Origin of the sequence: Klebsiella indica, assembly GCF_005860775.1 — a bacterium.
GTDB lineage: Bacteria > Pseudomonadota > Gammaproteobacteria > Enterobacterales > Enterobacteriaceae > Klebsiella > Klebsiella indica.
Genome location: NZ_VCHQ01000001.1, coordinates 1 through 21,385 on the forward strand (window position 1 = coordinate 1; position 21,385 = coordinate 21,385).

The 21,385-nt window shown below is 50.8% G+C and carries 17 protein-coding genes, 1 pseudogene and 1 riboswitch; of the genes and pseudogenes, 1 reads left to right on the top strand and 17 read right to left on the bottom strand.

Annotated elements, in window-relative coordinates; translation table 11 throughout:
* The 4 genes from FE839_RS00005 to cadC all read right to left on the bottom strand — a co-directional run.
* Positions 1-520: OB-fold nucleic acid binding domain-containing protein (locus FE839_RS00005; RefSeq protein ID WP_241675597.1), on the bottom strand; the 520-nt coding region annotated here is incomplete at its 3' end.
* A 486-nt stretch (positions 521-1,006) separates the two neighbouring features.
* Positions 1,007-3,154 (bottom strand): lysine decarboxylase CadA, encoded by a 2,148-nt coding sequence (gene cadA, locus FE839_RS00010; protein WP_138357869.1) that lies wholly within the window; start codon positions 3,152-3,154, stop codon positions 1,007-1,009.
* Positions 3,155-3,240: 86 nt separating this feature from the next.
* Complete coding sequence (gene cadB, locus FE839_RS00015; RefSeq protein ID WP_138357871.1) at positions 3,241-4,578, bottom strand: cadaverine/lysine antiporter; 1,338 nt, start codon at positions 4,576-4,578, stop codon at positions 3,241-3,243.
* 361 nt (positions 4,579-4,939) lie between these two features.
* The gene (gene cadC, locus FE839_RS00020) at positions 4,940-6,451 is read right to left on the bottom strand and encodes a lysine decarboxylation/transport transcriptional activator CadC (protein ID WP_138357873.1); all 1,512 of its coding nucleotides are present in this window, start codon (positions 6,449-6,451) and stop codon (positions 4,940-4,942) included.
* A 440-nt stretch (positions 6,452-6,891) separates the two neighbouring features.
* On the opposite strand from cadC, the gene FE839_RS00025 reads away from it, so the two are divergent.
* Complete coding sequence (locus FE839_RS00025; RefSeq protein WP_138357875.1) at positions 6,892-7,758, top strand: GNAT family N-acetyltransferase; 867 nt, start codon at positions 6,892-6,894, stop codon at positions 7,756-7,758.
* Positions 7,759-7,854: 96 nt separating this feature from the next.
* On the opposite strand, the pseudogene FE839_RS00030 reads toward FE839_RS00025, so the two are convergent.
* The 13 genes and pseudogenes from FE839_RS00030 to FE839_RS00090 all read right to left on the bottom strand — a co-directional run.
* Positions 7,855-8,277, bottom strand: a pseudogene (locus FE839_RS00030) (LysR substrate-binding domain-containing protein); the annotation flags it as partial.
* A gap of 174 nt (positions 8,278-8,451) precedes the next feature.
* Entirely contained in the window at positions 8,452-8,685 is a 234-nt protein-coding gene (locus FE839_RS00035; RefSeq protein ID WP_138357879.1) for a hypothetical protein, read from the bottom strand.
* Positions 8,686-8,809: 124 nt separating this feature from the next.
* A complete protein-coding gene (locus FE839_RS00040) occupies positions 8,810-9,619 on the bottom strand; it encodes a cytochrome c1 (RefSeq protein WP_138357881.1) in 810 nt (269 codons plus the stop codon).
* 2 nt (positions 9,620-9,621) lie between these two features.
* Complete coding sequence (locus tag FE839_RS00045) at positions 9,622-10,782, bottom strand: cytochrome b (RefSeq protein ID WP_138357883.1); 1,161 nt, start codon at positions 10,780-10,782, stop codon at positions 9,622-9,624.
* Position 10,783: 1 nt separating this feature from the next.
* Positions 10,784-11,335, bottom strand: coding sequence for a ubiquinol-cytochrome c reductase iron-sulfur subunit (gene petA / locus FE839_RS00050; RefSeq protein ID WP_138358311.1), 552 nt, complete (start codon positions 11,333-11,335; stop codon positions 10,784-10,786).
* A 27-nt stretch (positions 11,336-11,362) separates the two neighbouring features.
* Positions 11,363-11,803, bottom strand: coding sequence for a pseudoazurin (locus tag FE839_RS00055; RefSeq protein WP_138357885.1), 441 nt, complete (start codon positions 11,801-11,803; stop codon positions 11,363-11,365).
* Between the two features lie 10 nt (positions 11,804-11,813).
* Positions 11,814-12,629, bottom strand: coding sequence for an ABC transporter ATP-binding protein (locus FE839_RS00060; RefSeq protein ID WP_138357887.1), 816 nt, complete (start codon positions 12,627-12,629; stop codon positions 11,814-11,816).
* Positions 12,626-13,696 (bottom strand): FecCD family ABC transporter permease, encoded by a 1,071-nt coding sequence (locus FE839_RS00065; RefSeq protein WP_241675599.1) that lies wholly within the window; start codon positions 13,694-13,696, stop codon positions 12,626-12,628. The genes FE839_RS00060 and FE839_RS00065 overlap by 4 nt, the downstream gene beginning before the upstream one ends.
* A gap of 263 nt (positions 13,697-13,959) precedes the next feature.
* A complete protein-coding gene (locus FE839_RS00070) occupies positions 13,960-15,015 on the bottom strand; it encodes an ABC transporter substrate-binding protein (protein ID WP_138357889.1) in 1,056 nt (351 codons plus the stop codon).
* A 368-nt stretch (positions 15,016-15,383) separates the two neighbouring features.
* A riboswitch (cobalamin riboswitch) is annotated at positions 15,384-15,602 on the bottom strand.
* A gap of 833 nt (positions 15,603-16,435) precedes the next feature.
* Positions 16,436-17,800, bottom strand: coding sequence for an alpha-L-fucosidase (locus tag FE839_RS00075; RefSeq protein WP_138357891.1), 1,365 nt, complete (start codon positions 17,798-17,800; stop codon positions 16,436-16,438).
* A 60-nt stretch (positions 17,801-17,860) separates the two neighbouring features.
* On the bottom strand, positions 17,861-19,459 hold the full coding sequence (locus FE839_RS00080; RefSeq protein ID WP_138357893.1) for an ABC transporter substrate-binding protein: 1,599 nt from the start codon (positions 19,457-19,459) through the stop codon (positions 17,861-17,863).
* Between the two features lie 22 nt (positions 19,460-19,481).
* A complete protein-coding gene (locus FE839_RS00085; RefSeq protein ID WP_138357895.1) occupies positions 19,482-20,549 on the bottom strand; it encodes an ABC transporter ATP-binding protein in 1,068 nt (355 codons plus the stop codon).
* 3 nt (positions 20,550-20,552) lie between these two features.
* On the bottom strand, positions 20,553-21,377 hold the full coding sequence (locus FE839_RS00090) for a carbohydrate ABC transporter permease (RefSeq protein ID WP_138357897.1): 825 nt from the start codon (positions 21,375-21,377) through the stop codon (positions 20,553-20,555).
* Positions 21,378-21,385: the final 8 nt, after the last annotated feature.

The following is a 21,385-nucleotide window of genomic DNA, read 5'->3' on the forward strand; positions in this document are numbered from 1 at the left end:
GGTCCAGGTAGCGCTGACGATAGCGCGCTTCCTGATCCTGCAGGCCGTGGAATTTGTCCGGCAGCGGGCGCAGGGCTTTAGTCAGCAGACGCAGTTCGCTGCAATGGATGGAGAGTTCACCGGTTTTGGTTTTGAATAGCTTACCGCGCGCCGCGATGATGTCCCCGAGGTCCCATTTTTTGAACTGCTCGTTGTAGACCCCTTCCACCAGATCGTCACGGGCGATATACAGCTGAATGCGGCCGCCGACATCCTGTAGCGTCACAAAAGAGGCTTTCCCCATGATACGACAGGACATCATACGGCCAGCAACGGCAACTTCAACGTTCAGCGCTTCCAGCTCTTCGTTTTCTTTCGCATCGAACTCAGCGTGCAGTTGGTCAGAGGTGTGGTCACGACGAAAATCATTCGGGAACGGGATACCCTGCTCACGCAGTGCAGCCAGCTTTTCACGGCGGGCTTTCAGTTCATTATTGAGATCAAGTGCCTCATCGACACCTTGTACTTGTTGTTCAGACATATTGGTTCCTCATAACCCTGCTTGCAAGCTTGTTTCGATAATTGAACCAGTTCACTATCCGGCGAGATCTGTTTCTGGTGCCATTATTACGGAACAATCTTAACGAGACAGGTTTCACTTCTGGCTGATTTCACTCAACCATGGATTTATTATTTTTGTATTAATATTCAATACAATAAGTGATAATTCACGACAGTTCAGACCCCAGTTTTGAGTATTAACGCCTGCATCAGCATCCCGGTACTATGACGCCGTCTCCAGGACATTCCCGGATAGCCGTACCGTGTATACCCACGCGACAAGCAACGACGGTTAACAAAGCGAGAATGAACACGCCGACGCGCTGCTGCTCAGCGGTATCAACCCCCTGAACCGCATATCAGGCCGTCTCAGGAAAGCGATATACCACAGCGCGTGGTTGCAAATATGTTCTCCTTGCCCCTTGAAAAAAGGGAAGCGATAAACCACCTCCCTGTTAAACATCAATTATTTATTGTTCTCTTCTTTCAATACTTTGACAGTATATCGGCCATCTGCCTGACGATAGGCGCCGTGAATATCAGTTTCGAATCCCGGATAATGAGCACCGATTTCACACAGCATCTGCAGGAATTCCAGTACAGGGCGACTCTCTTCAGTAATCATTTCACCCGGCATAACCAACGGAACACCAGGTGGATACGGCAGGATCATATTCGCGTTGACGCGGCCCACCATCTCTTCGAGATAAACTTCTTCAGTCTGACCGTGCAACTCCTCCTGGAACGCGGCGTATGGCGTAATCATCATAGTTGGCAGTACCTCAAACGCGCGGAACATCAGATCCGGAAGGTTATGATGCGCAACCAGTCGGTGAATACGCTCCGCGAGTTCCTGAACACGTATATTTTCATAGAATTCAGGATCTTCCCGATACAGTGACGGCAACATGTTTTTCACCCGCAGGTTGAGATCGAACGCGCGTTTAAAATCGGTGAGCGCACGTAACAGACTCAGCGCTTTCGTTTTGTCGATACCGATACTGAACAGGAATAACAGGTTATACGGACCGGTTTTTTCCACCACGATGCCATGTTCGTCGAGATATTTCGCCACAATGCTGGCCGGGATCCCGAACGCATCCATAGTGCCATCTTTCTTCATCCCCGGAGTCAGCAGGGTGACTTTGATTGGGTCGAGATACATATGTTCGTTGTCGATGTTTTTAAAACCATGCCATGCGCTATCAGAACGTAACGGCCAACATTCAGGATCATCAATGTGTTCCGGCTGCCAGACGTCAAAGAACCAGCCTTCAGACTCGCCTTTCAGGCGTTTAATCTCTTTGCGGAATTTGATTGAACGCTCTATAGAACCGTTAATCAGGCGCTTACCGGCGTTGCCCTTCATCATTGCCGCAGCGGTTTCCGTGGAAGCCACTACACCATAATGCGGAGACGTGGTGGTATGCATCATGTAAGCTTCATTAAAGGTTTCTTCGTTAACATCACCTTTCACATGAATCATGGAAGCCTGAGAGAATGCCGCCAGCAGTTTGTGCGTGGACTGGGTTTCGTAAATCACTTTCCCTTCGACGCGGTCGCCGCTCATCCCACATTTACCTGCGTAAATTGGCGAGAAGTTGGTGTAAGGCACCCATGCAGAGTCAAAGTGAATAGATTTCACATCCAGGTTTTTTTTGATGTAATCAGTGTTGTACAGCAGGCCATCGTAAGTGGAATTCGTGATCACCGCATATACCGGCCAGGTGGCGTTTGGCGTCTCTTTCACGCGTTTAGCGATAGTCGCGTGCAAGAACTCACTCTGCGGAATGCCGCCAAGAATACCGTAAGCATTACGGGTAGGACGGAAGTAGATTGGCGTAATATCGCTCATCATCATTAGATGGGTCAACGATTTGTGGCAGTTGCGGTCAATCAACACGGTGCTACCCGCTGGCGCAGAGTACATTCCAACAATTTTATTGGCGGTAGAGGTGCCATTGGTCACCATGTAGCTGCGTTCCGCATTAAAAACGCGAGCGATATACTCTTCAGCTTCTTTGTGTGGGCCGCTGTGGTCCAATAAAGAACCCAGTTCGGAAACCGAAATCGAGATATCGGATTTCATGGTATTAGAACCAAAGAAATCGTAGAAAATGCTACCTACCGGGCTTTTCTGGAACGCGGTACCGCCCATATGGCCGGGAGTACAAAAGGTGTATTTGCCTTCACGTACATATTTAAACAGCGCTTTAGTCAGCGGCGGCAGAATTGTATTAATATACTCATCAGTATTTTGTTTTATTTTGCTGGCGATATCTTCCGCTGCACCTAACGCATATTCAAAAAAACGCACCTGCATACGCAAATCATTCAGGCTCACATCCAGCGTAGAGTAAGTATTAGCAAAGGCATACAATGGCATATATTCGTTCATTTTGCTGATATCTTCACACAACTCAAGATTATATTTATCCCAGTCAAAAATAACGCCACACAGTCGCGCATTGTTTTCAATAAGTTTCAATAAATCATCACGATCATTCGGATACACAATACGGAAATCAAGGTGTTCAAGCGCGCGATGCAATTCACGGATGGGCTCTTCTTTGAAGTAAACGCCCATGTGATTCATAATAGCAATAACGTTCATAGTCAAATCTCCGGATATAGAATCCCCCTCCCGCCACGTTGTGGCAGATTATGGAAAGGGCCTCAGGAATAGGGTTACTTTACTGATTAATGCGCGCTGGCAGCGTTGTTATCAGTGGAATTGTCGCTACTCTGGCGCTGATGCATTTTGCAACCGTAAAACATCAAGATAATCAGACTGACGATAAAAGTACCCGCCAGCTCAAAGGAACTTGCCCCCATTAGCGCGATAAAACAGAATACACAGCCCAGAATCGAGCAAATCAGGCTGACAAAGTTGCGAATGTTAATACCTTCAAAACGAATCAGATCAACACAGGAATAAAAATAAGGCAGCATGGTCAGTAACACCGCGATGCCGGTCAGCTCCCCGAATAAATCTGACGCTTTACCGCCAGTGGAATTCATCAGCGTAATAAGTACCATCAGCGCAGTCATTTTTACTCCCGCCAGCAGCAAGCCTTTTTTCGGAATACCGTTGCTATCGACTTCACCATATACCGCAGGGAAATTACCATCGTTAGCCGCACGCACGCCAGCCTGACCCACCAGCATCATCCATGAACCCAGAGATGTCAGGCAGGCGAAGGCGGTGAAAGCGGACACCATCGGTGCAGCCCAGCCGCCGAGTATGGTTGAAGCGCTGATGGCAAATGGCGCGCCGGATGCGGCCATCTTAGAGGCAGGATACATACCGACCATAACCTGAGTTGCGGCAATATAGACAATACCGGCCATCGCTGTACCCAGCATCGTAGCCAATGGCACGGTACGTTTCGGATTGCTCACCATGCCGGTACTGACCGCTGCCGATTCCACCCCCACAAAAGCCCACAGGCAGAGCAAGATACTTTTGATAACCGCGTGACTATCCGTAGCGTGAGAGGTATTCCAGTTCTCCTGATAAGTGGCAACATCAAACCAGTGCCAGCCGACAATCGCCGTCATCACAACCGGAATAAGTACCAGTACCAACCCAATCGTCGTCAATCGGCTAACCCATGTTCCGCCGAGCATATTAACAAAAGTAAAAATCCATACGATAGCAATACAGGCAATCCCTGCTGGCACTGGGTTATTTAACACAGGAAAGAATGTCGATAAATAAGAAACGGCGGTAATTCCGATAGCCAGGTTACCAATCCAGTTTGCATGATAATAAAGCACACCAGTTTGAAAACCGAATGCCGGTGATATTTCACCAGCATAAGCAATTGGCCCTCCCTGTTGTGGGTTTTTGGTCGCCAGACGGGCATAAACGTAAGCCAGTGACATTGCGCCAATAGTAGAAATCACCCATCCCCAGATAGAAATACCACCGATACTGGCCAGGTTTGCAGGTAATAGTGCAATACCGCTCCCCATCATATTACCGGCTACTACACCGGTACAGGCAAACAGCCCTATCTTCTTCGCTGAACTCATGTTTTCTTTTCTCCTACGTTTATTTGGAGGCACAGATCATGATGATAAATTTTTATTGATCCGACCAACTCCAAACCAGATTACGTCCGGATGAAAAATAAGTCATAAAGATAAAGTGAAATAATTAAAAACATCAAACAAATGATATATTGACCTTTTTCTCGTAACATATCAGGATGGCAAGTTGACATCATAAAAAGATAAATATTGTTTATTTACAGAAGGTTAAAAACACCATCACCTGTTGCGAAAATGTTGCAATTTCAAAAGATGAGCCAAGAAATAAAACAACCAGGTATATTATAAGAAACACAATATTAACCTCATTATGCTCAAAATAATGACCATGATGAGAATTTACTTATTCTGAAGCGAGAAAGTTATCGAGATAGGGTACTACGCGGGTAACCGAGGTCTGGAATACCGCATTTTCAATCCAGTAAAATGTATTCTCACCTGGACGTAAATTAAATGCTGTCAGATAGGCATCGGCAGCCTCCCGGTTCTGCCCTTTCATTTCATAGACTTTACCTAACAGCACATAGTTCATCCATGACATTTCCAGATCAATCCCGGCATTAATGGCCTGATAGGCTTCATCCACTTTTCCTTTGCTCAACATGTCTACTGTTTTAATTTGATAAAATATGGCCATATCTTTAATTACTGGCATATTCCCTACGCGACTTATTTCACTATAAAGATCAACCAACTGTTTATCGGTCAACGGCTGCTGTGAATGGCGTAATACATCCACCAGCGCTTTTTCTGCCCAGGCATAGGTAAAATCCGGAGACAGTTTATTCACATCATCAAGTAAACTACTGGCTCTTTTCAGTGAATCAACATCTCCGTTCATTAATAGTTGATGTGCCTGATAAAAATAAGTAAGGGCAATGCTCTGCGAAGGTTGAAATTGCCTTAACATCTCCTGCATACGTGCCGGCCACGGCTGCTTCAGCACCTCCGACAGGCTACTCAGCAGATCGTTCTGAATTGACAGTTGATTATCGCTAGTCACGAAATAGCGCTTGTCCATCATCGTCGAACCATCTGCGTTATCCACCACCTTAACCGACATAAAGCACTGCTGGGCGCGATAGTGACGTTGATTCACAAACTCAATGGTCAACGTTTTTCCGGAACTGCTCGGCTCATTAATGTTGTAGTTGGTTTTATCATGCACCATAAAGGTGGAGAAGGTATTTAGCGAAGTGGTAATCAGACTCCCTAACCCAATGGCATACGCGTGTTGAGACGACCAGTTGTTACAGGTATTGCCGGTGAGCAGATGAATATCAATATCACGCGGGTTAAGTAGTAATCGTGCCTTCGCAACGGGTGGACGTGATTCCAGAGTCGATAAAGCTACCAGCGCCACGCAACTCCCGAGCGCTAACAAAAAAAGTACCCAGACAATAAACGCGTTCACACGCGTGCATTTTTCCGATGTCGCATTTGGAATAGCATCTGACGCTGCGTCTACCGGTGGGGTGGAAAGGGACTCTGTTTCTACGGAAAAATTCTGCGTCAATGCTTCTCCGTCTTCCGTACACCAGATGACCGGCACCGTCAGTTTATAGCCGCGTTTAGGTACTGTAGCAATATATTCCAGTTTGCTATCATCACCATCTTTCAACGACTTGCGCAGTTCAGAAATACTCTGCGTCACGACGTGACTGGTGACAACGTTGCGAGTCCAGACATTATCAATAAGCTCATCACGACTCAGCACTTCGCCAGGGTGGCGAGCAAAAAAAACCAGAAGGTCGATTAAGCGCGGTTCGAGAGTGAGGTGACGCTCCTTACGGCTGATCTGATTAACAGAGGGAGTAACCAGCCATTCTCCAACGCGAACAACAGGTTGTTGCATAAACAAACGTCCAGGGACGGAAAAGAGTGGCGCGATGATAACACATTCCACCTACGTGATTATGATGGGGGTCATGACCTTGAAGGCGAGATATTGCTCTTCGTTTTTTACAATTCATAGTGATAGAGCTCAGAACATTCCCGGCCCTGGCAAAATAAACGCATTTGTTCCCACGATACTTCATCTCGTCACTGCTTCATGCTCCAATCCACTGATTTCAGGAAATGCTCATCACTCGTAACCGCTACCCTAATACCGCCTGAAATATGCCGTGAACACCACCTTATCTCCTGCGAATTTGTGACCGGGGCAAGGGTTAAGCGCAACAATCATCGCCGTTCTGTGGGGATATGCTATTTTTAAGTCGCCTGACAGAGAGCAGGCCGCCGAACAGATAACCGGAAATAGCGCCTCACCCGCAGCGGAAAGGAATGTCGACGATGATCTATAAATTAGTTAAGCAAATTGTGCACGATGACGTTTTGAGAAATAGCTTTATTGACCTCGCAATTAAAACCTTCGATCTCTCCTTTAAAGAGTGGTACCACAAAGGATACTGGACCGACGCCTATATTCCTTATGCCCTGGTGAACAACAATAAAGTGATTGCTAATGCCTCCGCCAATATTATCGATCTTGTCTGGCGGAACGAACCCCGACGCTATATTCAAATCGGTACCGTGATGACCGATGTGGATCATCGGAATAAGGGGCTGGCCGGGCAGCTCATCAGGCAGATTCTGGCGGACTGGCAGAATAAAGCCGACGCTTTTTTCTTGTTCGCCAACCCAACAACCGTTGATTTTTATCCACAATTCGGTTTCAGGCGCACAGATGAGCATCAATATATCCTGCCAGTAATGCCAACGGCGGGTGACTTTCGCAAGCTCGATATGGACCAGCCAGAAGAAGTCGCACTATTGCAGCGCTACTATCAAAAATCGAACCCCTTTTCACAATTGCGAATACAGCATAACTTCGGATTATTGATGTTCTACTGCTCCGCCTTTATGAAACACTTCGTCTATTTTTCTGAAAAGAATCAGGCTGTCGCAATAGCGATGCAGCACGGCCCGGCACTTATCTGTTTCGATATTTTTTGCGATAACGGCGGTTCCCTGGCAGGCATTATAAATGAACTCGCCGACGCGCATACCTATCAAGCTATTCTGGGTTTTACCCCAAAAGAAGGGCGGGCTGGCGAATATGAAAAAATAGAAGGTGAAGATATTTTATTTATCTACCCGCACAAAGAAAATATCTTCGCAGAGAATAAGCTAATGTTTCCGCTGTTATCCCACGCCTGACCCATGCCACCGCCGCCTCCTGGCGGCTGTACCCTCCTTCTCTGCGCCGACCACCCTGTGATGATTCAGCGCCATTTACACCATGAAAACGCGATATTATTCCGCCGCCAGCCACCGTTCAAACGCCTGTAACGCCAATTCGTTGATCCCATTTTCCGACGGCCTCACCAGACAAAAGCGCTTACTCAACCGATGGGATATCGGCCAGGGCGCCACTAATTGCCCATTTTCAAGTTCATTTTCGACATAAACATGCGGCACCAGCGCAACACCCTGCCCGGCGAGGGCAGCGGCAATCGCCATTTCGTGCAGATCGTAACGGACACCTTGTGCCGGATTATTCAACGTGATCCCTCTCTCATCAGCGTAGAGACGCCACGCATCGGGATTCTGCCGTCGGTGAATGCGCGGTAGCGCGCTCAACTTGCTGGCGAAATGGCCTCCGGTGAGTAACGCCGGATGACAGACCGGCACCAACCTTTCCTCAAACAGAAAACGCATACGCATCCCGGCCCACGCGGCGGGTGTAGCGCAACGGCATCCGGTACAAAAACGGATAAAAACGCCAACGCCGGAATAGCGCATTGCTTAACGTTCTGGAAAGTGTCTCTGAAGGAGAAATAAATATTTAAACGACGCGGCAGAAAACAGTGAAGATATTCATCGTTCTATACGGAAACGGAAAAGGTTACATTACTTTCTCAGGAGGTTCCTTGCCGGATATCCACTGTGCCGGTGAGCGCCGGGATTCATCGCCGCCTGCTGCACTTCTTCATTTATCTTCAATCGTAGATTGGTTGGCAAAAAATGGCGGTGTAGCATCGTACCGGCAAATTTTACCGTCTGTGAGTAAACAATTACCCTCACGCCACACCAGATAAAGCTGGCGATCGGCTGTTCCCTGGGCTGTTCCAGGCTCTCTTCCATACCTCCCCTCCCTGATGTTGTAAACAAAGAAACAGCGTTACTGTAATGCCACATTATGAAGATATTATGTGGTCAACTTGATGCATTTCTCATTTATCGTCAGTCGCAATAAAAACGCCGCTGTTCACTCTCGCTCATGCGGCGAGCGTCTCTTCATTCGGCGTAGCAGCCAGAGCAGTCCCAGCATAATGGCGAGATAGCCCATAACGTAAGTGCCTTGTTGTTTTCGCCCGGAAAGATCCGGGTCAGCGACCCATGCCAGAAATGCAGTGACATCCCTGGCGTACTGCGCCTCCGTTTCCGCTATCTGCGACGCCGGGTGCCATTTTATCTCGCCGTCGGAAAGCGGTTTCGGCATATTCATCACCCCACCTGGAAAATAGCGATTAGCTTTCATTTCAGGATCGTCAGGCAGGTAACCGGTTAATAGCGCAAAGACGTAATCCGCGCCCTGATCCGTATAGGGCAGAAAGGCATCAAACAAGAATTGCGGAAAACCACGATCGTAGGAACGGGCCCGGACGATATAGCTCAGGTCAACGGGTTCCGCGCCGTTATTGAAGTATCGCGCTTCCCGCTCATTGAGATAAGGCGAAATAAAGCTGTCATTTAGCGTCCCGTCCCGCTCCCCCACCTGGCCATCATCCTGAATCTCAGGGAACTGATAGCCGCTGGCGATACTTTTTGCCTCTTCAGGCGTGAGTTCAGGGCCGCCGGGCCGGGTCAGATTGCGAAAAGTAAGGTGTTTCATACCGTGGCAGGCACGACATTTCTCTTCATACACCTGCAGGCCGCGCCGCAGTTGTTGTTTATCATACTGGCCGACAATACCGCTAAAGCTCCAGTCCTGCCGTTCAGGCACCGCCTCTTTCGTACCGGTCGCGCCTGATGCCAAAAGAGATAAGCACAGAATGCTGAATACCAGTCGTTTCATTGTCAATCCTGCTTTTCGAGAAAACGACGACAGGGTAAAAGGATTAAAAACCAGGCAAACCAGATCAGCGTGGCAAGCTGAGATGCCGGGCGGATCCACCCCTCTTCATTACGGAAACCGTCAATCAGATCGGGGCCCACCAGCGCTTTTGACCCCAGCCAGCCTAAAAAACAGGCATTCATGACCCACAGCCAGAAGCCGCACTTCACCAGTTTGCTGTAATGGCGAAACCGCGCCCGCGAGGTATCAAGCCAGGGCAGGAAATAGAAAATCAGTATCGAACCGCACATCGCCGCCAGACCGGCAAATTCATTCGGGAAGCAGCGTAGCATTGAGAAGAAAGGGAGAAAGTACCATTCAGGCGCGACAATCGCCGGCGTCACCGTTGGATCGGCTGGAATAAAGTTGTCGGCGCTACTCAGGTAGTGCGGAGCAAAAAATAAAAACCAGGCAAAAAGCATCAAAAAAAGGGTGATTTTGATGGCATCGAGGTCGCTGATTTTGTAATCGAATAACAGGCTTCTCGACGCTTTCTCGCTGAACGTCTTTTTCATCGCCTGAGCGAATGCCGATTGCACGGTACGAATATGAAAAATCGTCGCCACAACAATCAGAAAGGGGAAAAGAAAGTGGAAAACAAAAAAACGCCCCAGCATCGGCGTTCCCGGCGTATGGCTTCCGAGCAACCAGGCGTAAAGCGTGCCCCCCACCAGCGGAATAGCCTGGACAAAACGAGTAATGACCGTGGCCGCCCAATAACTTTTTTGCCCCCAGATAAGACTGTAGCCGAGAAATGCGGTCATCATCAGCAGCACGTACAGCGTCACGCTAATCATCCACATGGTCACCCAGGGTTTGCGGTACACGCTGTAGTACATGCCGCGAAAAATATGCAGATAGCAGGCGAAGAATAACAGCGACGCGCCAATTGCGTGCATATTGCGCAACAGCTCGCCGTGGCGAACCGCACGCATAATATGAATAATGGAATCAAAGGCCAGTTCAGCCGTCGGCACGTAAAACATCGCCAGCACGATCCCCGTGAGGATCTGCACGCCAAGCATAACCAGCAGGATAGCGCCGACGGCAAAAACCCAGAGTCCGGCGACCGAGCGCGGAAAAGGGATACGCCAGCGCAGCGAATAGACCCGTTCACGCCCCATCTCAGGCTTCCTTCGCACCAATGCGCACGGTCTGGCCATCGGGATGAAACGCGTAATCCGGGATGGCCAGATTCGCCGTTGCCGGTCCGCGGGTTACGCGCCCGGAAGTATCAAACTCTGAACCGTGGCACGGGCAAACCCAGCCCTGCCCGCCCGGTCTGGCGTTGGGGACGCATCCGGCATGCGGACAGTATCCCTCAATCACCAGCCATTGAGGGTAACCGGCAGTCACCCGTTCGCTGTCAGCCTGGGGGGCGAGAAGCGTAGTGGGATCGACATCCCTGGCGGCGGCGATTTCCTCCGCCGTGCGATGATGAATAAGAATCAGCTTTCCCTGCCATACCCGCCGGAGGGTTTGCCCGGCGTCAATCCCCGCAAGAGAAACATCGATCGGTTCATTCTCACCGCGCGTTTTTTCATCCGGGCCTAAAGCAGAAACCAGCGGCCAGACGGCGGCGGCAACGCCTGCCGCTCCGACGAATGTTGTCATCCTGCACAGGCATTCCCGACGCTGCTCCTGAATGTCGTCATCTGCATGTTTGTTATCCGCCACCATGCACTCCTCCCTGCATATCGTGGGTTACTGTTTGTCGATACGTGCGTAAATGGCCTGGAAACGCTTATCGGCAATTCCCGGCGCCTTGAAAGCACGATAACTGTCTGGCAGAGAGGCATCGCCAACCTTAATCAGCATCACCATCCCCTGGGCGTAATGCGGCGTGCATTTGATGCCGTAAAATCCGGCATGGTCATATTTCACTTCGATCTCTTCATCAATTTTGCCGATAAACCCAGGGTAGCCAGCAGGAGACAGTTCTGCGATTGAAGCCGCGTTGTGGCTCTTGTGCTTGCGGATAAACTTCACCGTATCGCCGGGTTGGATCTCCAGGTAATCCGGCTCATAGACCATTGGCCCCGCCGCGCCACGATTTTTCATCAATACTTCGTGGGTTTGTGCGAAAGCGGAAGAGGCGATCGCCAGTAAACACAAAACTTTCAGACTCTGTTTGAGGTATTTCATCAGTTCTTCCTTAGCATTCATCTGGTCTCTGATAACGAATAAAGCAGCTTGCGCCATCCGGTTCGCGTTCAATGACGGTATCAATGCCGAACCAGGCGTTAATATTTTCGCGGGTAAAAACGGCGCATGGCGCTCCCTGCATCACCATGCGTCCGGACGTCATAACGAGGATGCGATCGCAAAACATCGCCGCATGATTCAGGTCATGCAGGGCGGCAATCACCGTGAGCTTTTCGCGTTTCACCAGACTCAGCAGGCCAATCTGATGTTGAATATCAAGGTGGTTGGTGGGTTCATCCATCAACAGTAGCTGCGGCTGCTGGGCCAGCGCCCGGGCGATATGCAGACGCTGTTTTTCTCCGCCGGAAAAAGTATGCCAGCAGCGGTGCTGCAACGCCTGAAGCGCGACTTTTTCCAGCATCGTTTGCACGATGTCGTCATCTTTTTGAGACCACGGCGAGAGCAGGCTGAGCCAGGGCGTTCTCCCCAGCGAAACGGCCTGCAACGCGGTAAGACGTTCACTGGTCTCCGCCTGCTGCTCAACCAATGCCACCTTCTGCGCCAGATGACGACGCGAGTACTGTTGCAGTGCCTTTTGCTGCAGAGCAATCTGGCCGGAAGTGGGCTTCAGCAACCCCGCCAGCAATGAAATGAGGGACGTTTTACCCGAACCGTTGGGGCCGATGATACCGACAAACTCGCCTGGCGTGACGCTGAGCGAGACATCATCAACAATCATCTTGCCTTTCACCTGCCAGCGCAGATTGCGCGCTTCGATAACCGCATCAGCAGAGGTCTCAAAAGGGATTACCGCGTTCAGCGTCATTTGGCCCGGCCTCCTCTTATCAGGATGAGTGAAAACGCTGGCGCACCAACCAGCGCGGTGATCACGCCTATTGGTAGCACCTGGCCTGGCAATAAGGTGCGGGAAATAACGTCGGCGATGACAAGGAAAATGGCGCCGGTCAGCGCGCTGACCGGCAGCAGCCGATGGTGCTGATTGCCAACCAGCAGACGGGCGGCATGAGGGATCACCAGGCCAACAAAGCCAATCGCGCCGACAATAGAGACCATAATTGCCGTCATGCCGGTGACGGCGGCGATCAGCACCGCGCGGGTACGTTTTACCGGAATTCCCAGCGATGCGGCGGATTCCGCGCCAAAAGAGAAGGCATCAAGATGACGAGCATAAAAAAAACACAGCACAATGCCGATCAGCGCAGTGGGCACCGCCAGGACGACATCAGGCCAGCGCACGCCGCTGAGATTACCCAGTAACCAGAACATGATACCGCGGGCCTGCTCGGCGTTTGCCGAGCGGGTGATAATCAGTGAAGTCATCGCATTGAAAAGCTGCGAACTGGCGATCCCGGCCAGAATAATTTTGGTTGTGACGCCACCGCCCTGTCTGCCGCCAGCGGCCATCGCCAGCAGCGCAACGAACAGAAATGCAGTCAGTGCGCCAATAAAAGCCCCCAGGGACATGCTGACGATCCCGGCGCCAAGCCCGGTGAGCGCAATCAGCACCGCGCCAGTAGAGGCGCCGGCGGAAATACCCAGCAGATAAGGTTCGGCAAGCGCATTGCGCAGCAACGACTGAAGCACAACCCCGGATATGGCCAGGCAGGCGCCACAACTGGCAGAGACCAGCGCGCGCGTCAGGCGGTAGTTCCAGATAATTCCCGCATCCAGCGCATCGACAGGATAGCGGGCATCAAACAGACGATTTGCCAGCGTGCTGAGTACGTGCCCCCAGGGAATAAAGGTTTCGCCAATAGAAATCCCTGCCAGCAGGACGCAGCACATGAGCACGCTGACCCAAAGGGTGTGTCCACCGACTCTCACCGCAAGTTGACCGATAGCACGGCGCGTCCTGCGAGAATCACTGATCATTATCTGCATTCCTGATTACCTGAAATACGCGATGACCCGGAGCCTGCCTGACCCATCAGGCGATGTTATTTGCCCGTTTGGTCTTCGACAGCGATAACGCCAAATGCAGTGCCCTCCAGGACGACCCGCAGGGGGAGCGTCGGGAATCATCGGCGCGTACTGCCTGTACGTGCCGGATGTTCCGCTCTGTCCGTATCCAGACTGGCTGCGACAATTTGCGCCGTTAACCGGGCAGTAAGGCAAGACCAGGGGTAAAACGTCGCTTAATGAGCGGCCTGCGGATGCGCTAAGCCGTACTCAACCAGGGCGTCAGCCAGTTTTTCCACCCCATCAATGGTTCTAATCCCGGCGTTCATGGTTTGTACATCAATGACCGGCAGATGGTTTTCCTTCACCGCGGGAAGCAGGCTGGTGACGGGGTCAGATTTCAGATATTCCATTTTGACTTTCCAGTCATCAGCGGGGAAGCGGCGACGGCTCATTTCACCGAGCACAATGACGGAAGGATTGGCTTTAGCGATAGTTTCCCAGCCTACCGTGGGCCACTCTTCAGCGGAATCAATCACGTTTTTCACGCCCAGCGTTTTCGCGATCCATGCGGCCGGACCAAACTTCCCGGCGACATAAGGATCGAGCTGCAGGTCGGCACTGGAGAACCAGAAAACGACGGAAACGTTTTTATCCATTGCGGAAATTTTATTTTTGGCTGCCGCTTCCCGCGCCTTAAGGCTGGCAATCAGCGCATCGCCTTTATCCTGAACGTCGAAGATTTTCGCCAGATCGGCGATTTCCTGGTACACCATTGCGATATCAAACATGCTCTTACGTACACCGTCGCCGCCATCTTCGTTATCTTTTGCGCAGTCGGCTGGCGCGGTATAAACAGGCACTTTCAGTTCACTAAACTGCTCGTAAGATGCCACCGTCCCCGCCGGGCCGATTTGCCACTCAAACTGGCTGGCAACCAGATCCGGCTTTTTCGCAATGATCCCTTCAAAACTGGGAATGTTTTGTGCAATAACGGCAATTTTCTCATTTGCCGCTTTATACGCATCCGGTACCGGGCCAAACCAGAGCGAGGTTCCGACCACGCGGTCGGCCAGACCCAGTGAATAAAGAATTTCAGTGCTGTTCTGACCGACCGTTGCCACGCGCGTTGGCGCCTGATTGAAGGTAAGCTCGCGACCGCAGTTTTTAATCGTCAGAGGATATTCGGTTTTTGCCGCGCTGGCGAAACCGGCATTCAGAAACAGAACCGCGGCGCCCGTCATTGCCAGAAGCGTTTTTTTCGAAGTAAAAGAGGTAGAATTAGCGTGCATTATCATCGTCCCGTCGATGCCAGAAGGTTAACCTCTGGTCATGGTTATTTCATTCCATATAGCGGGAGGAGACATGAAAATAGATGACATTGAGTCGTGAACGCTTTTGAATGATATTATGTAAAAGATGCAAATATACCCGTTATAGTTCAAGTTGCCTGTATGTTGACTGCGCTCACTTGCCGCGTGATTCACGCCTGCGGCTTCACCTCTACGGGGCCAACGCAAGCGCCGTTCAAAACGGTTAACCGTTTGTCATGCAACTCGAATTATTTAGGGGAATAAGCTTTATTTCGCCAAATATCGTATACATAAATTCATCACAGTTTATGTCAAATAATTCATCCCATGGACCATCCCGTCCACTCAATGGCGTACAACCTGACAGCAGGTCTCCTGACTCGCGGCAATCAGAATATCAGCCTTCCCATAAAGCATACTTTACAGTGACCAGCGGTTAATTAACCGCACAAGGATATTCGCTATCCGCCTACAGTTGCGGGGGCAGTTATGGCATTGAACTGAATCATTCGCACCATATTCCAATTCAAAACATAATCCATCATACTTCAGGCAGCAGGTGTCCCGGATATTCACTCACCTCAGTCACTGACTTGAGTCAGTTCCCTGGGCGCAATCCTCTTACCCTGCCGCGCGAATAATTTAGGCTATAAAAATGTAATGAAGTGCTGTCGACAGCGACTCTAGCGACAATTGTTAATAAGGTCAACCGTATGATAAATAAATAAATAAAAACGTCATACAAACATCATTTTATATATAACTTACAATAAGTTAAAATAGACCGCTCTGGTATATGAGAATCACAATAAAAAGATAAATGAGAATTATATGATTATGATCAATTTAGAAATACTGAGCCGCTTAACTTAAAGGCGGGGTTCAAAGAACGACAAACGTCTCAGGAGAAAATTGCCCTTTAACCGGCAGGTCTGCGCTGAGAAACACATTCGGGATTAAAGATGTCCTGAGCGGCGGGCTGTATTACCCTGCCCACGCTGAAGAACAAATTCCAGGTCCTTAACAAGAAATACCTGAACCACAGGAATATCGATACGCGTCATCTCGCGCAGCGTAACGGGAATCATAATGCGCCAGGCTCAGAGTAGACAAGAATAGGGGAAAGAGATAATAACAACTCAGACGGGAAATACCGCTATCCGGAACGTCCCATTGCTTATGCATTTTCACCGCCCATCCCGGATCCCCCCGACGGCACTTATATGCCTCGTCTCTTTAACATTGCTGAACAGAACGCTTAATCGCATTCAACCTGATTTTGCGCTGGCCGCGAAGGGCTCAGGGGTGAAGCGGATCGCCGTGGCCAACGCGGATATAACGGGAAGTATGCCGGGTATATACCGCAATGTTCTCAGCGATATATACGCCAGCAAGTCGATTAATAGCTCAGCCTGAACGTGTAGGCATATTCCAGCCCAAGCTCAAAATCCCAGGGCAGAGGATGCAGAATAAGCTGCTCCCCCAGGATCTCGAACGGCACTGGGATCGGCTGCCCACGGCACAGTAACTCACAGGCGCCCGGCGTCATTCCTGACAGGATGCGTAAAGCAAAGTTGTGGGTAGGCCAGCGGGTGAGAATCAGGTAATCGTGGGCGCCTGCGCAGGTCAGAAAAGCGTGCTCATCGTCGTGCTGTAAGCGGGTACACATTTCGCTGCCATAAATCGCTTCGCCGTTTACCGCCATCCAACGACCGATGTCCCGTAACCGTTCCTGTTGTATAACCGGGATGCGGCCATCCGCAGTGGGGCCAACGTTTAACAGGAAGTTTCCCCCTTTAGCAACGATCCCGATGAGCTGGAGAATCAGTTGCTGTGATGTGCAATAATCTTCCAGTTGTTCCGCACGGTTATAACCGTAGGATTTGCCGATACCGCGACTCTCCTCCCACGGATGAAGCCTGCCGAAACCATCTTTATCGTTATACTCAGTACTGTAATAATCGCCATGTTCGCCCGGCATCTCTTTACAAAACCGATCGTTCACTACCACTTCGTCTTTATTCGGCGCATCGTTGTACAACCAGCACAGGAATTCTTTAGTCTGGCTATATTCTTCGCTAAAGTCCCACTCTCCGCCATCGGCGAAAATCAGGCTTGGCTGATAGTTGGTAACCAGCTCTTTTAACTGAGGAATAAGGATTTCATCCGGATAACGCGCCTCGGCAATACCAAACTTTTCGCGGTCGCGCTGAGGGATAAAAAAACCGCCTTCAGGGCGATGGCTTGAGTTGGTTTCCCATTCAACGCTGGAATAGTAGATCCCCATTTTTAGCCCGCTGTCACGGACGGCCCGGGTGATATCGCCGAGCAGATCGCGCTGCGGCCCGGTGTCGCCGCTGTTCCACCCTTTCTTATGGCGATTTTCAGTCGGCCACAGGCAGAAGCCGTCATGATGTTTTGTCGTCAGCACCACATATTTCGCCCCGGAGGATTTAAACAGTTCGGCCCAGGCCTCAGGCTCAAAAAGCTCAGCTTTAAAGAGCGGAGCAAAATCACGATAGAGAAAATCCGGGGCATAGTTTCTCTGGTGGAAATCATCATCATTATTGCGATACTGACCATAAACGCTGGCGTAATACCACTCGGCGTAAGATCCGAACAAGGCGTTATTAATTTTTCGCCATGAGGGAACGGAGTAAACCCCCCAGTGGATAAAAATGCCGAACCTGGCCTCGTTATACCACTGAGGTATCTCCCGGCTATCGAGGCTTGCCCAATCGGGCTGATAAGTTTTTTGGGTCATGGGTTGATGTTCCACGTTGTCCTTCGGTTCAGCGCCTGATGAATCAGGCGCTGTCAATATTTATTCCACAGAGACCTGTTCAAAGCGATGACCGCCAACCGGAGAGATCCTGTAACCTTTCACTTTATCGCTGATGGGTTCATACACCGTTGAATGGCCGATCATCACTGCCGGTACCTGCTGCGCCATCAGTTGCTGCGCCTGCTGATACAGTCGAACGCGCTGGTCATGATCCGGCTCGCTGCGCGCGGCATTAATCAGCGCTTCAAAGGATTTATCGCACCACCGCGAATAGTTCGCGCCGCCGTTCACTGCGGCGCAGCTAAAGAGCGGGCTAAAGAAATTATCCGGATCGCCATTATCACCTCCCCAGCCAATGAGTATCGTCTGGTGATCGCCCTGTGAGGCGCGTTTCAGATATTCACCCCATTCATAAGTGACGATTTTTGCCTGTACGCCAATAGCCGCCCAGTCAGCCTGAATCATTTCCGCCATCCGCCGTGCGTTCGGATTATAGGGGCGCTGGACCGGCATCGCCCAAATCTCGGTGCTGAAGCCATTGGCATAGCCCGCCTCGGCAAGCAATTTCCTGGCGTTGAGCGGATCGTAATCATGACTTTCGCGACCCGGCGCGTAGCCCCACATGGATGGCGGCAGCAAACTGTTGGCAATCTGGCCCGTGCCTTCATAAACCGCTTTGATAATATCGGGTTTGTTAATTGCCAGCGCCAGCGCCTGGCGAACTTTCAGGTTATCAAATGGCTTCTTCTCGACATTAAACGACAGATAGCCGGTGTTCAGGCCAGCCTGGCGCAGCAGAGTAATATGCGCCGCTTTACTGATGGCCGGAATATCCGCTGGATTTGGCGAGGTCATGATCTGACACTCATTTTTTTGTAGTTTAGCGAAACGTATCGACGCATCCGGCGTAATACTGAATACCAGACGATCGATTTTCGTTTTTCCGCCCCAGTAATCGGCAAAGGATTTATACAGGATACGTGAATCCTTCTGATACTGGACGAGCTGAAATGGCCCGGTTCCGATCGGCGCAAGATCGAGTTTCTCCGGTGTCCCCGCGCGCATCATTTTATCGGCATATTCCGCCGAGGTGATCGAGGCAAAACCCATTGCGATATCCGCAAGGAAAGGAACTTCAGGGTGAGCGAGGGTGAAAACCACCCGCCGATCGTCAAGTTTACGGACGCTGACGATCAGTTTATCCAACCCCATTCCCGTAAAATAGGGGTAGTTGCCGCCCGAGACCTTATGCCACTCAGAGGCCGTATCTTTCTGGCGCATAAAACTAAACACCACATCATCGGCATTGAAATCCCGGCTGGGGGTAAAATCCTTATTGCTTTGCCATTTCACATGTTCACGCAGGTAAAACGTGTAGGTTTTGCCATCAGGGCTGATCTCCCAGCGCTCCGCAAGGGAGGGGATCAGATCGGTGGTACCGTATTTAAAATCAATCAGTCGGTTGTATATGGGGTTAGCGCTGGCGTCATTGGTGACGCCGGTAGTATATAACTGCGGATTAAACCCCTCCGGCGACGCTTCAGAACAGTAAACCAGGGTTTTCGCCTGGGCTGCCGGAGTGACGGCGAGTGAAGCTAACAACGCGGGCAACATGAGCAGATAGTTTATTTTCCTCATATATCATCTCTTTTCGTCAGTTTTATAAGCGTCTTTGCGAGGCCGCATCGAATAACATCGCGCGCTGGTGATCCAGGGTAATAAAAATGGTCTCCCCCGCCCGCGCGCCGGATCGCCGGGTGGTAAACAGCATGATGTCATGGCCATATAACGTGCCGTGGATCAGTTCCGATAGCCCGGTAGGCTCCACTAATGACACCCGCAGCGGTAGCGCGTCCGCCCTATCCGCAGTGGCGAGGCTGATATTCTCAGGACGAATACCGTAAATCACCTCTCGCCCACTCTCTTGTGCCGCCCACTGTGGATTAAGCGGTAACCGGACGTCGTCGCCGATAGCAACGCCGCTGGCGCACGTCAGGCCGTTAATAAAATTCATGGGGGGCGAACCGATAAAGCTGGCGACAAATTTATTCGCCGGGGTGTCGTACAGCTCCAGCGGTGTGCCCACTTGTTGAATAACGCCATGATTAAGCACCACGATGCGATCGGCGAGCGTCATCGCTTCGACCTGATCGTGGGTGACGTAGACAATGGTGTTATTCATCTGCTGATGCAGTTTCTTAATTTCCACCCGCATCTGTCCGCGCAGTTGCGCATCAAGGTTCGACAGCGGTTCATCAAACAGAAACACCTGCGGTTGACGAACAATCGCCCTCCCCATGGCCACGCGCTGCCGCTGACCGCCGGAGAGCTCTTTTGGCCGTCGATCCAGCAAATGGCTGAGGCTGAGAATTTCCGCTGCCCGCCGTACCTTTTCGTCGATTTCGGCCCGCGGCCGCTTCTTAATTTCCAGGCTAAACCCCATATTGCGCGCCACGGTCAGGTGGGGATAAAGCGCATAGCTCTGAAACACCATCGAAATATCGCGATCTTTTGGCGGGACATCATTCATCAGCTTATTACCGATACGGATATCACCGCTGCTTGCCAGCTCCAGGCCAGCAATGGTGCGCAGTAACGTCGATTTTCCGCAGCCGGACGGACCGACCAGCACCACAAACTCACCATCCTGAATGGTGAGATTGATATCGCGTAAAACCTCGACGTTGCCATAGCATTTGTCGATTTGCGCCAGCGTAATTGCGGCCATTATTTACCCCTTAACCGCCCCTGCGGTGAGTCCCTGAACCAAATAGCGTTGAATAAAGGCAAAAAACAGACAGGCCGGGATCAGCGCCAGCACTGCCGCAGCCATCATGTCGCCCCAGGAAACCGCAAACTTAGAGACGAAGCTGAGCAACCCGACGGGGAAGGTCATCACCTCGTTCTTATTGATTAACATCAGAGAGAACAACAGTTCGCTCCAGGCCGCGGTAAAGACAAAACCCAGCGTTGCCGCCATACCCGGCAACGTGAGCGGCATCAGCACACGATACAGCGCCTGAAAGCGGGTACATCCTTCCAGCATCGCCGACTCTTCAAGATCTTTCGGAATAGCATCGAAAAACGACTGCATTAAAAACGTGGCGAAAGGAACATTAAACGCCGTATAGATGAGGATTAAGCCGGACAGGCTGTTGGTGAGCCCGAGCGGCGCCATAACGCGATAAATCGGCGCAATAATCATCACCAGCGGGAACATCTGGGTGAACAGCAGCAGCGCGGCGATGATCATTTTGCTGCGAAACTGAAAACGCGAAAACGCATAGCCAGCAGCGGCGGAGATCAACGTGGTCAGCAGCGCTGTCGCCAGCGAAACGATCAGGCTATTGCTGAAAAACGTCGGAAAATCACTCTCCGTGAGCACCTTCCTGAAGTGGCTCAGCGTCAGACCGCTCGGCAGCAGGGTCACTCCCTGACTGAACAACAGTGGGTCCGGGGTGACGGCAATTTTGATGATCCAGTAAAGTGGAAACAGAGCGAACAGCAGATATGCGGCAATGCTGAGGCGATGTCCGATGAGCGGTAACAGGCGCATGATTTCTC

Coding starts and splice junctions, on each gene's coding strand:
- cadA (WP_138357869.1), bottom strand. CDS start 3,154: ATGAACGTTATTGCTATTATGAATCACATGGGCGTTTACTTCAAAGAA.
- cadB (WP_138357871.1), bottom strand. CDS start 4,578: ATGAGTTCAGCGAAGAAGATAGGGCTGTTTGCCTGTACCGGTGTAGTA.
- cadC (WP_138357873.1), bottom strand. CDS start 6,451: ATGCAACAACCTGTTGTTCGCGTTGGAGAATGGCTGGTTACTCCCTCT.
- FE839_RS00025 (WP_138357875.1), top strand. CDS start 6,892: ATGATCTATAAATTAGTTAAGCAAATTGTGCACGATGACGTTTTGAGA.
- FE839_RS00035 (WP_138357879.1), bottom strand. CDS start 8,685: ATGGAAGAGAGCCTGGAACAGCCCAGGGAACAGCCGATCGCCAGCTTT.
- FE839_RS00040 (WP_138357881.1), bottom strand. CDS start 9,619: ATGAAACGACTGGTATTCAGCATTCTGTGCTTATCTCTTTTGGCATCA.
- FE839_RS00045 (WP_138357883.1), bottom strand. CDS start 10,782: ATGGGGCGTGAACGGGTCTATTCGCTGCGCTGGCGTATCCCTTTTCCG.
- FE839_RS00055 (WP_138357885.1), bottom strand. CDS start 11,803: ATGAAATACCTCAAACAGAGTCTGAAAGTTTTGTGTTTACTGGCGATC.
- FE839_RS00060 (WP_138357887.1), bottom strand. CDS start 12,629: ATGACGCTGAACGCGGTAATCCCTTTTGAGACCTCTGCTGATGCGGTT.
- FE839_RS00065 (WP_241675599.1), bottom strand. CDS start 13,696: ATGATCAGTGATTCTCGCAGGACGCGCCGTGCTATCGGTCAACTTGCG.
- FE839_RS00070 (WP_138357889.1), bottom strand. CDS start 15,015: ATGCACGCTAATTCTACCTCTTTTACTTCGAAAAAAACGCTTCTGGCA.
- FE839_RS00075 (WP_138357891.1), bottom strand. CDS start 17,800: ATGACCCAAAAAACTTATCAGCCCGATTGGGCAAGCCTCGATAGCCGG.
- FE839_RS00080 (WP_138357893.1), bottom strand. CDS start 19,459: ATGAGGAAAATAAACTATCTGCTCATGTTGCCCGCGTTGTTAGCTTCA.
- FE839_RS00085 (WP_138357895.1), bottom strand. CDS start 20,549: ATGGCCGCAATTACGCTGGCGCAAATCGACAAATGCTATGGCAACGTC.
- FE839_RS00090 (WP_138357897.1), bottom strand. CDS start 21,377: ATGCGCCTGTTACCGCTCATCGGACATCGCCTCAGCATTGCCGCATAT.